The organism is Myroides sp. C4067 (genome assembly GCF_038039665.1).
Classification (GTDB): domain Bacteria; phylum Bacteroidota; class Bacteroidia; order Flavobacteriales; family Flavobacteriaceae; genus Flavobacterium; species Flavobacterium odoratimimum.
On record NZ_JBBPHJ010000014.1, the window covers coordinates 1 to 11662 of the forward strand.

Below are 11662 nucleotides of genomic sequence, written 5' to 3' on the forward strand. Positions count from 1 at the left end.
TTTACAGTTGATGGTTTACAGTTGATGGTTTACAGTTGATGGTTTACAGTTGATGGTTTACAGTTGATGATTTACGGTTTACAGTTTACGATTTACAGTTGATGGTTTACAGTTTACGGTTTACAGTTGATGGTTTACAGTTTACGGTTTACAGTTGATGGTTTACAACCTTGATCTATGGTCATAATGTACTTAGAAGACGAGATAGACTAACAATAGATAAAGTAGACTAAACGACTTTACACCTTCACGATTTCACGGTTTCACAGAAAAACGATTTCACAAAAAAACAAAATGTAGTATGAATATGCCAAAGAAAAAAGTTTTAATCATAAGTTATTATTGGCCTCCAGCAGGAGGACCAGGAGTACAACGTTGGTTAAAGTTTGTCAAATATTTACCAAGCTTTGATATTGAACCTATAGTATATATACCTGAAAATCCAAGTTATCCATTATTAGATTCTAGTAATGAGCAGGAGGTAAGCTCTGAAATAACGATTCTTAGACAGCCTATTAGTGAACCTTATAGCAAGGCTAAATTAGTAAGTGGTAAGAATACAGATACTTTAAGTGCGGGAATTATTCCAGATAAGAAGAAACAATCATTCACGGATAAACTATTGCTTTGGGTGAGAGGAAACTTTTTTATTCCTGATGCTAGAGTGAGCTGGGTGAAACCTTCTGTGGCTTATTTGTCTAAGTACTTAAAGGAAAACAAGGATATAGAGACCATTATTACGACAGGGCCTCCTCATAGTATGCATTTGATAGGAATGGCTCTTAAAGAGCAATTAAACATCCAATGGATAGCTGATTTTAGAGATCCATGGACGACTATAGGGTATCATAAAGAATTAAAACTAAATCAGTCTAGTGCAACTAAGCATTTAGAATTAGAGAAAGAAGTTCTAAATAAAGCAGATCAAATTATCGTCACTAGTAAAACAACTAAAAAGGAGTTCCAGACTAAAACGGATAAACCTATAACAGTGATTACAAACGGTTATGATATTACGAACCTTGGAAAAGTACCTCTAGACGAGAAATTTACTTTAGCACATATTGGCTCGTTTTTATCTGATAGAAATCCTAGAATTTTATGGAAAGCTATCTCAGAATTGCGAAAAGAGAATAAGGCATTTAAAGATGCTTTTCAACTAAAACTAGTAGGAAAGGTAAGTAGTGAAGTATTAGATACCATAAAAGAGTTTAGACTAGAGGATTGTGTTGTTAATCATGGTTATGTAGATAATGTAGAGGCATTGAGACAAATGCGTGCTTCACAAGTACTGTTATTAGTAGAAATAGATTCAGAAGATACTAAAGCGATTATTCCTGGTAAGTTATTTGAGTATATGGCATCAGAACGCCCAATATTAGGGATAGGGCCTGAGGATTCTGATTTCTTCGATATTATCAAAGAAACAAATACTGGAAAAGTAGTGTTGTATTCTGAAAAAGATAAGGTGAGAGATATTCTATTAGAATACTTCGAACAGTATCAACAGAATCAATTAAAAGTATTCGCTATGGGACTGCAGTATTTCAGTAGAAAAAGATTGACTGAGAAACTAGTTAAAGTAATTAAGAATTAAAAAATAGGAGTGATTAACCTTCAATATGAGGGGCTTATATCACATGATATTATAATTATGACAAAGGTAATTTTGAATTTCGAGGTTACCTTTTTTATTGCACGTTGTTAGCGGAACCTGAGCTGAAACAATTAAAAAAGGCTGTATCATTATTTGATACAGCCTTTTTCTTATGAGGTATATAGTCGTAATTCGTAATTATCCAATGGATTACTTAAGTTTTTCTTTTAGGTACTTTCCTGTTAGTGAAGCTTTGTTTTTTACAATTTCTTCAGGTGTTCCAAAAGCAACTAATTGCCCTCCATTTTCTCCTCCTTCAGGCCCGATATCTATGATGTAATCAGCACATTTGATTAAATCAAGGTTGTGCTCAATCACAATAATAGAATGCCCTTTTTCAATTAAAGCTTCAAATGACTTTAATAGCTTTTGAATATCGTGGAAGTGCAATCCTGTTGTAGGCTCATCAAAAACAAATAATACCTTGTCTCTGGTTGTACCGGCTAATAAGAAAGAAGCAAGTTTGATTCGCTGTGCTTCTCCACCTGATAGGGTAGAAGAAGACTGCCCTAACTGCACATAGCCTAGTCCTACATCGTGTAGGGGTTGTAGTTTTTGTGCAATCTTAGTTTGCTTATGTTGTTGGAAGAACATTAAGGCATCATCTATCGTCATGGTCAGTAAGTCATCGATATTCTTCCCTTCAAAATTAACTTCTAATATTTCTTTTTTAAAGCGCTTGCCATGACAAGTTTCACATTCTAAGTGAACGTCTGCCATAAACTGCATCTCTACTGTTACAGTTCCTTCTCCTTTACAAGTTTCACATCTCCCACCATCTACGTTAAACGAGAAATGCTTAGGTTGGTAACCTCTTAGCTTTGATAACTGTTGTTTAGAGTATAAATCTCTAATATCATCGTAGGCTTTGATATAGGTTACAGGATTAGATCTAGAACTTCTTCCGATTGGATTCTGATCTACATATTCTATTGATTTAATACCACCAAATTCCCCTTTCATCTCTGTAAACTGACCAGGTTTATCGCTAAGTCCTGTTAGTTTTTTCTGTAGTGCAGGGAATAATATTTTTTTGACTAAGGTACTCTTACCACTACCAGATACTCCAGTGATCACTGTTAGACAGTCTAGTGGGAATGTAACGTCTATATTTTTTAGATTGTTTTCTCTAGCGCCTACTATTTCGATAAAGTGTTTGTACCCTCTGCGTTTTTTAGGAACAGCTATTTCAAGAGCACCACTAAGGTATTTCCCTGTTAGAGAGTTTGCTTTTAAAATAGTATTGTAATCTCCTTGAGCTACCAGTTGTCCTCCATAGCTACCAGCTTCAGGACCGATGTCTATAATCTGATCAGCTGATTTCATGATGTCTTCATCGTGTTCTACCACGATAACTGTATTCCCTAGTTGTTTAAGGTTATTCAGTACATCGATTAACTTTTCTGTATCCTTAGGGTGCAATCCTATACTTGGTTCGTCTAAGATATACATTGACCCCACTAAACTACTTCCTAATGAAGTAGCTAAGTTAATACGCTGAGATTCTCCACCAGATAGCGTAGCAGAGTTTCTATTTAATGTTAGGTAATCAAGTCCTACATTACTTAGAAAGCCAAGTCTGTTGTTGATTTCGATTAATAAGCGTTGTGCTACTTTGGCTTCGTATTCATTTAGTTTTAAATCTTTAAAGAAGGTAATCAAATGCTTGATCGGTAAGTCTACCAGCTCGCTTACTGTTCTGTTACCTACTTTTACATAGCTCGCTTCTTTGCGCAGTCTTTTTCCTTTACATGTAGGACATTTTGTTTTTCCTCTATAACGAGATAAAAGGACGCGATTCTGAATTTTATAGTTTTTGTCTTCTAATTCTTTAAAGAAGTCATTAAGTCCTGTAAAGAACGAGTTTCCTTCCCATACCAATGCTTTTTGCTCTTCTGTTAACTCAAAGTAAGGTTTGTGAATAGGGAAGTCAAATTTATAAGCATTGTTAACCAGTTGATCTCTATACCAGCTCATCGACTCTCCTCTCCAAGGGAAGACCGCATTCTCATATATAGAAAGCCCTGTATTAGGAATGACTAGTTCTTCGTCAATACCGATGATATTACCATATCCATCACAGGATGGACAAGCTCCATAAGGATTGTTAAAGCTAAATAAGTGTACATTAGGTTCAAGAAAAACTTCCCCATCTAAGGCAAAGTTGTTGCTGAATTCTTTGCGTTTTTTATCTTTAAGATCCTCTATATAGCAGTATCCTTTTCCTTCGAAGAAAGCTGTTTCTACAGAGTCTCCTAGGCGGTTAAAGAAATCTTCATCATCACTGACTACGATACGGTCTACAACTAGATAAACCTGAGTGGCATCTACTTGATTAACGATATCTTCTGTATTGTCATTTATATATTGATCTAAACGCAAAGTCTCTCCATGCACTAATATTCTAGCATATCCCTGCTGAAGAAGGACATTAAGGTGCTCATAAAGCTCTCTGTCTTCTCCTAAATCAATAGGAGCAAGCAATAATAATTTGGCTCCAATAGCTAAGCTCTTAACATAGTCTAATACATCACTTACAGTATCCTTCTTTACTTCCTCTCCTGAGATAGGCGAGAAGGTCTTTCCGATACGTGCGTACAGTAATTTGATGTAATCATATACCTCAGTAGAGGTACCTACTGTAGAACGAGCATTGCTAGTGTTTACTTTTTGTTCAATCGCAATCGCAGGAGCAATTCCTTTTATGTATTCTACTTTAGGTTTGTTAATACGTCCTAAGAATTGTCTAGCATAAGAAGATAAGCTCTCTACATAACGTCTTTGTCCTTCTGCATATAAGGTGTCAAAGGCTAAACTGGACTTACCAGAACCAGACAACCCTGTTATAACAACAAGATTATTACGAGGGATGACAACGTCTAAATCTTTTAGATTGTGTAGCTGAGCGCCCTTGATGATAATATTCTTTTTTGGATCTATATTGGAGAAATCTATTTTTTTCATGTAGCCTATAAAGGTTTAATAAACAAAGATAATGCTTTCTTTAATTCCACTAAAACTCTGCAAGGTATAATCTTGTGCAAAATGCTGAATATGCTATAATATTTCGCATTATCACCTTGTATAAAGAGTAGGATGGAAGAACGATCAGAGGTCTAAATATAGAAAGAACTAGAAAGTGGATATAATAGAAAGTCAAAAAGTGGAGTAAATAGGAGTAAATGGGGGTAGAAGGGAGTAGTTGTTTTAAAGAGAAAGCTAGTGTTGATCTAACGTGCCTCTTGTTTGGACGCTGTGGTTATCCTATTTTGTTTTCGAGTTGTTCCCAAAAAGTCGCTTCTAGGGTATCTCTTGGGAACACGACACAAACGAGATTAAGAGCTGACAGGAATAAGGATGAAATACCACATGGGAGCAAAAGGGAGGCCGTATTATAAAAATGTAAAGGTTCGATACATAAATATAATTGTGTTTTCTACATCTATTCCAGCCTAATATTGTGATTATTTCATTTAGATAAATTTAAGAGATGTGAATTTTATTGTTTTCCGGCTAAATGATGAGATATGATAACGTTTGTTGATTGAGGTTCTAAAAAAAACTTTTATTTTTTATTTATTTTAACAAATATAATTTTATATATTTGTCTCGTTAAACGATAAAAATCAAAGCCTATAATACAAAATTACTTTATAAAAATCTATTTACAGTTTTAAAAAAGAAATTTGGTATGGTATATATAAATATGCCTGATGCAACCCTTGTAACATTATATATTGCAGGTGGTGAAGAGGCGTTAGAGGTTTTGATCAAAAGACACCAGTCTAAGATCTATGGTTTTATCTTTTCTAAAGTATCAGATGCTGAGTTAGCAAATGACATTTTCCAAGATACATTCATAAAAGTAATTAATACCCTTAAATCGGGTCGATATAATGAAGAAGGTAAGTTTCTACCTTGGGTTATCCGTATTGCTCATAATTTAGTAATGGATCATTACCGAAGAGAGAAGCGTGTACAGTTTCAATATGATTCTGAGGAATTGCCTATCTTTTCATTTCTAAAAGATGATTCTAATACAGTAGAAGGAGATATCATCCAACAACAGATAGAGTCAGATCTACATTTATTGTTAAAAGAATTACCAGAAGATCAACGTCAAGTGATCACGATGCGTATGTATCAAGACTTGAGCTTCAAGGAGATAGCAGAGTTGACAGATGTAAGTATTAATACTGCTCTGGGAAGAATGCGATATGCACTGCTTAATTTAAGAAAATTAATTGACGAAAAAAATATTATTTTGACAGAGATATAATATGTAAAGCGTTTTGTCGTTATTATTGTATAAACAACAAAACGCGCCACATATGAAGAAAAATTACACAACGAAAACTAGTTCATTTAGTTTACCCAAAGAAGAAACCATTAAATTCCTTTTGAGTTACTCTAAAGGATTGAGCCTAGTTAGGCTAAACGGGTTAATCAATAATCTATCGCTTTACTCGAAAGAGAATTAAAAAAAAGAGGTTAAGTCATTATACTTAACCTCTTTTTTTGCTTTTTGATACCTCTCTATACTATCTTACACTGATGTGCTAGGATTAGAAGTGTTATTTCTTTTCTTTTTTTTCTTTCTTTTTATAGTATTCATTGATAACCGTTTTTCTACCTATCACACTCGTTATAATATCTAGTTCTAGATTCCAGCCACGTGCAGGAGAGTATTGTCTTCCATACCATACGAGTTGTAAATGAAGTAGATTCCATTTGTCCTCTGGAAATAAACGTTTAGCATCTCTTTCTGTCTGTTCTACACTTTTTCCATTAGAGAAATTCCAACGATACATTAATCTATGAATATGGGTATCTACAGGAAAAGCAGGTACTCCAAATGCCTGAGACATAACAACACTAGCTGTCTTATGACCTACAGCAGGCAATTCTTCTAATGCAGCCATATCTTGAGGAACTTCTCCATTATACTTATCAATTAAGATATGTGATAGTCCATAAATACCTTTAGACTTCATAGGAGATAATCCACAAGGCCTGATGATATCTTGTATTTCTTCTACCGTCATTTTGACCATATCATACGGATTATCAGCCTTAGCAAATAGTAGAGGAGTAATCTTATTTACGCGTTCGTCTGTACACTGTGCTGATAGAAGTACAGCGATCAGTAGAGTATATGGGTCTTTATGATCTAATGGAATAGGAACTTCTGGATAAAGAGCGTCTAAGGTCTCCATAGCGAATTTTACTTTTTCACTTTTGGTCATAGTCTTTCTGTTTTTATTTAGGGCGAATATACTTAAAAAAAAAGATAGGCTATTTTCTACTCAGATAGAGTTTCTTTATCTGAGAATAGGGGTATTGTATTTTTTGAAGGGAGCTGTGATTTGATGCTTTATATTGAGGTTGTTGTCTTATACTTAAAAGAAGTAAGAAATTCTTTATTTTTCTTTTATTCTTGTTAAAGGGAGATATTTATCGGATAATAACTGATATATTTATCCTTGCAAAATAAAATTAAGAAATGAAGAGATTAAGTATTTCCATAGCGATGTGTTTATTGATGAGTTTTGGTTCTTTCGCTCAAGAGAAAGAGTTTAAACCCTTAATAGATACTTTTGTAAAGGATTACAACACCAATGATTACGATGATATTTACAGTCACTTCGCACCATCTTTAAAAGAAGAGTTGCCTAGTGCTAAGGCTAAGTTATTCTTTGTAGAGATGAAAGAGAAACTTGGTAATATTAAGAGTATGGAGTTCTACGGCTTAGATAATAATCAATTAGCGTTGTTTAAAACTGAGTTTGAGAATAATGAAGTTGCTTTACTTAATCTAGCGATGAATGATACAGGGGAGGTAGTAGGATTTAGACTATTAGACATGCCTAAGCCTGTAGATGATTCATTTAAGAAGTCTAGTGTAGAAGAAATTATCGCAAACGAAACGGTTAACCTACCTGATAAAGGACAGTATGCTATCGCTATCATTGATGATGATAAGGTAGAATATCACGGCTTTAAGAAAGTAGGGGATGGAGTGAAAGTAGAGAACAATACAGATAGTAAGTTTTCTATGGCTAATGTAATGACGATATTTACTTCTACTGTATTAGCGGATGCTGTACTAGAGCAAGGTCTGGATATGACTACGGATGTAAATAAGTATTATGATTTTAGCTTTAATAAGAATATTAAGCTTCCCTTCATCGCTTTAGCTAATCATTCTTCGTTAGTACCTATGCTGCCTGAGGTAAAGTCTAATGATCCAAAGGTAGAGGATGATTATTTGACTAATCTGACTAGTGCACAGCTAGAAGACTATTTGCAACATAATCTAGAGACAGATACGATAAGTCCAGAGAAGAGACAGAGTTTTTCTTTCTTAGGATATGCTATACTAGGTAATACCTTGAGTAAGGTGTATAACAAGCCTTTTAATCAATTAATCGAAGAGAAAGTATTCGCAAGATATGGTATGCATAACTCTACCGTATACATGCCTAAAAAGAAGCGTGAGGTAGTAAAAGGGATTAATGTCAATCTAAAGGAAGTATATCCAGTCAAAGTAGGTGCTTTATTACCATCTAGTGGGGGGATCTCTACAGCTGCAGATTTGACGAAGTTCATTCAAGCGCAATTTAATAGTGAAGATAAGGTACTACAGCTAACACAGAAGCCTACTCTTATTGTAAGTCCTAATTACTGGGTTAGTTTAGGATGGAAGATAGGGTATCCTTTTGGTTCTGGAGAGCCTCTTTACTTCACAAGAGGTATAGATGCTGGATATTCTAACTATGTCGCTTTTGACCCAGTAAGAAAGAAAGGTCTAATCGTTCTTTCTAATAGCTCTTCTGAAGGAGCACTTAATGGACTAGATTCTTTAAGTTATAAATTAGTCGTTAAGCTTTTTGAAGATAAATAATACTAAAAACTCCTTATTAGGAGTTTTTTTGTTTTTAGAAGACAGCGAATCGGTTAAGGGAGTATAGGACTGATACTTAGTTTTTTATTCTACAGCTATGCTATGAAGTAGGAGCTTCATTGAAAAAACTTTCAATTATTTTATCTCGAAAGTTTGGAGGTTTGGATATTTGTGTTACATTTGCACTCGCAATACGGAAGTAATGCAGACCACTGGAGAAATGGCAGAGTGGTCGAATGCGGCGGTCTTGAAAACCGTTGACTGTAACAGGTCCGGGGGTTCGAATCCCTCTTTCTCCGCTGAAAAGCCCGATAACACTCGTTATCGGGCTTTTTTTATGTGCTTGTGCACCGAAAGTGCACCTTCCATAAATAGGTTACCTGATAACTTTGTGCAAGACAATACTAACACATAGATATGGATATGTATTAAATAATCCGTTACTTTATGCAGGTCCAAATGGAGAGGTTATTTCTGTTTTAATTGGTATAAGTGTTGGAGTTGTAATCAATGGAATTATGAATTCTATTAATAGATTTCCATTCTCTTATGGTGCTGAAAAGCTTTACCATGAAAGATTATATCTGAGTATAGTTATTCTGCAGAAGTGGCAGTAGGACTTATAAAATATCATTATAAAAACCTTTAAATATGAATATGAAATTTGAAACTAAGTATAACCGTATACTATTATTGATAATCTATACTATTTTGTTTTTTGTTATAGCTATTTATGGTGCAGGTTTTGTTTTTAAAGTTATAGATGTTTTTACAATTAGTATTCTTACTCTATTTATATTTAAGTATAAGGATTATAATAGCTTTTTAAAAATAAGGTGCTCTTTATTGAATTGTACTTTACTTATAGTAACGGCAATCTCTTTGGCTTTTTTAGGTAATGCTATTTATGCTAGAGGAGATGAATTTAATTATGTAATGCAACAACGTTATGAATATTCTGCATTTAGTTTGTTTGGTTTATTTGTACTAAGTCCCGTTATTGAAGAACTTTTGTATAGAAAATATTGGTTTAGATTTTTGACAGAGAAACATAAGAGAGTTGTTTCTATTATTCTCATTTCTCTTGTGTTTAGTTTAACACATATTTTTGGTGAAATACCTTTAATTATACCATTTATCTCAAGTATATTTTTATTCTGGATATATAATAAAACTCAAAACATAAGTTTATGTGTTTTATGGCACATGGTTTTTAATATTACATCATTTTATTCACCTGCTTTCTTTACAATAGATAATATAGGAAATCTGAAAATGCTTAGTTTAGTAGTTAGTTTATTATCTTTATTACTACTTTTCTTCTCTTTTAAAAGAAATGAATAATACTCCATACAGAAGTGGTTTTTAGTATATTATTATTTCTCGTAGGTATAGAAAAATTAGAAGAACTCTTTCTAAGCTGTACGCAGCACACCATTGAAATAGCTCTAAATACAACAAGCTCATTACAACTTTATAAATAGGTAAACGAAGTACAAGTTTTGAATTTAGAAGAACCCTCGCTACTTTGTAAAGCTCTTGTTACTGGCTCGCGTTCTTGTCAGTTCGTTTATTCTGTTCATTTTTTCGCAGTGTTGGGTTCTACGCTTGTCACTAGCGTGTCTGGGCTTTGCTCTAATTGAATAAAATTAAGAATAAAAGTCAATATAGTTAGCTTTAGAGGAATAGAAAAAGTTAACCTTAATTCACCATTAGATCAATCCCATGTTAATACCAGGTGTTTTGTGATTTGATTTCATTTTTTGTTTTTATTAATGTTGTCATAAAAGCACTAAACTGATGTAATAAATCTACATCTGTATCTTGAAGATTATTGCTTTCTCCTAAATAAACAGCTTTAGCATTAAGGAGTAAAGGTTTAAACTCATCAGGTGCAATAGGCAGTAAATAATCTATTGCTTTGTCTTTTGAGATTACTTCCCCAGTTTGAACAGAATAATACATTCTACAAAGTGTAAGAATCACATTTATTTCATCATCTTCTATTTCTTTTATTAAATTAGGTAATGAGGATAAAATAGCCTTATTAAATACCGTATCGGAGATAGTAGGTATTACTTCGGTGGCTTCTTTTCCATATAGAGTTAAGCTATTTAGTCTTACTTTTCTAAGTAAGATAGTAAGGTCTTCATCCTTTACAGTCTCAGGAATGTATCCTTTTGTGTATTCTTCTCTTAGCCACTCACCATACTGAAATTCCCTATATAGAGGAAATTCTAAACTACTTAGTTCTGATTGGTTTATAATGGTTACTTCTAAATATCGTTTACCTTGGTTATTGTCAATTTCTCCTGATAGTACAAGTAATTGTTCTATGAGTACTTTCTTTATTTCTAGAGATAAAGTTTGATTAACAAGGACAAAAAGATCAATATCACTTTTATGCTGTAATCCTCCCATTACATAAGAACCATAAAGGTAAATCCCTTGAAGAGTTTCCCCTAAAGTATCGATAAGAAACTCTGTGGCTTGGGTAACTTGAAGAGGTAAAGATGGGGTATTCATTTTTAGATTAAAAAATTCTTGAGATAATGTATTTACTTAACAACAGACTTGTCATTAAGTAAAAGTAAGAAAAAATATAATAAGTCCTTTTAATCAATTGTTTATTGCATAAAAGCCATCTACAACTCCAAACTTCTACAGCACCTCATTCAGTCTATTTTCCAAAGACATTTACCAAAGTATCGGCAATTATCTTCATAAACATAAGAGAGAGTGATAAAGACAGACAAAAAGCAGCCTGTCAATATAGTGAAATGTAATGATGGAACAAGGATAGTAGTTTGATAGCATACTGTTCGCATCAAAAAGGCGCAAAATTATGCGACCAGTATGCGATAATTATGCGACCACTGCTAATAACGTTTGATAATCAATAGATTAATTAGTTGTGTCATAGCAATAAAAGTATAGAATTTTTAGGCACTTGAAGTTACATTCGTACCATCAAAATTACTTGCTCTTGCAGAGGGTAGGAAAACTACTCCGAAGTCATTAACTTTTTTGTTGAAATAGTAGATAGACTCAAAATATTGAGGGGTTTACGGATTTCCGTAATAGGATTAAAGAAAGTTTTA

8 protein-coding genes and 1 tRNA gene are annotated in these 11662 nt (G+C 33.6%); 6 read left to right on the forward strand and 3 right to left on the reverse strand.

Going from position 1 to position 11662, the window contains the following annotated elements:
- The first annotated feature begins 301 nt into the window (after positions 1 to 301).
- The gene (locus AABL87_RS11070) at positions 302 to 1597 is read left to right on the forward strand and encodes a glycosyltransferase family 4 protein (protein ID WP_016649319.1); all 1296 of its coding nucleotides are present in this window, start codon (positions 302 to 304) and stop codon (positions 1595 to 1597) included.
- A 210-nt stretch (positions 1598 to 1807) separates the two neighbouring features.
- Here the strand turns inward: AABL87_RS11070 and uvrA are convergent, their stop codons facing one another.
- Positions 1808 to 4621, reverse strand: coding sequence for an excinuclease ABC subunit UvrA (gene uvrA, locus AABL87_RS11075; protein ID WP_341277341.1), 2814 nt, complete (start codon positions 4619 to 4621; stop codon positions 1808 to 1810).
- 727 nt (positions 4622 to 5348) lie between these two features.
- Between uvrA and AABL87_RS11080 the strand changes: the two genes are divergently transcribed.
- Positions 5349 to 5936 (forward strand): sigma-70 family RNA polymerase sigma factor, encoded by a 588-nt coding sequence (locus AABL87_RS11080; RefSeq protein ID WP_006260071.1) that lies wholly within the window; start codon positions 5349 to 5351, stop codon positions 5934 to 5936.
- Positions 5937 to 6231: 295 nt separating this feature from the next.
- Here AABL87_RS11080 and AABL87_RS11085 read toward each other — a convergent pair whose 3' ends face one another.
- A complete protein-coding gene (locus AABL87_RS11085) occupies positions 6232 to 6903 on the reverse strand; it encodes an endonuclease III domain-containing protein (protein WP_006260072.1) in 672 nt (223 codons plus the stop codon).
- A gap of 257 nt (positions 6904 to 7160) precedes the next feature.
- Between AABL87_RS11085 and AABL87_RS11090 the strand changes: the two genes are divergently transcribed.
- The 4 genes from AABL87_RS11090 to AABL87_RS11105 all read left to right on the forward strand — a co-directional run bounded on the left by AABL87_RS11090 (position 7161) and on the right by AABL87_RS11105 (position 9905).
- Entirely contained in the window at positions 7161 to 8561 is a 1401-nt protein-coding gene (locus AABL87_RS11090) for a serine hydrolase (protein WP_341277342.1), read from the forward strand.
- Between the two features lie 214 nt (positions 8562 to 8775).
- Positions 8776 to 8860, forward strand: a tRNA-Ser gene (locus tag AABL87_RS11095).
- Positions 8861 to 8950: 90 nt separating this feature from the next.
- Positions 8951 to 9178, forward strand: a complete 228-nt coding sequence (locus tag AABL87_RS11100; RefSeq protein ID WP_144964297.1) for a hypothetical protein — start codon at positions 8951 to 8953, stop codon at positions 9176 to 9178.
- Positions 9179 to 9212: 34 nt separating this feature from the next.
- On the forward strand, positions 9213 to 9905 hold the full coding sequence (locus tag AABL87_RS11105; protein WP_016649322.1) for a CPBP family intramembrane glutamic endopeptidase: 693 nt from the start codon (positions 9213 to 9215) through the stop codon (positions 9903 to 9905).
- A gap of 384 nt (positions 9906 to 10289) precedes the next feature.
- On the opposite strand, the gene AABL87_RS11110 is transcribed toward AABL87_RS11105, so the two are convergent.
- Positions 10290 to 11087 carry an aminoglycoside adenylyltransferase family protein gene (locus AABL87_RS11110; RefSeq protein WP_059050918.1) on the reverse strand — a complete coding sequence of 266 codons (798 nt, stop codon included), beginning with the start codon at positions 11085 to 11087 and terminating at the stop codon, positions 10290 to 10292.
- Between the last annotated feature and the right edge of the window lie 575 nt (positions 11088 to 11662).

Coding starts and splice junctions, on each gene's coding strand:
- AABL87_RS11070 (WP_016649319.1), top strand. CDS start 302: ATGAATATGCCAAAGAAAAAAGTTTTAATCATAAGTTATTATTGGCCT.
- uvrA (WP_341277341.1), bottom strand. CDS start 4,621: ATGAAAAAAATAGATTTCTCCAATATAGATCCAAAAAAGAATATTATC.
- AABL87_RS11080 (WP_006260071.1), top strand. CDS start 5,349: ATGGTATATATAAATATGCCTGATGCAACCCTTGTAACATTATATATT.
- AABL87_RS11085 (WP_006260072.1), bottom strand. CDS start 6,903: ATGACCAAAAGTGAAAAAGTAAAATTCGCTATGGAGACCTTAGACGCT.
- AABL87_RS11090 (WP_341277342.1), top strand. CDS start 7,161: ATGAAGAGATTAAGTATTTCCATAGCGATGTGTTTATTGATGAGTTTT.
- AABL87_RS11105 (WP_016649322.1), top strand. CDS start 9,213: ATGAATATGAAATTTGAAACTAAGTATAACCGTATACTATTATTGATA.
- AABL87_RS11110 (WP_059050918.1), bottom strand. CDS start 11,087: ATGAATACCCCATCTTTACCTCTTCAAGTTACCCAAGCCACAGAGTTT.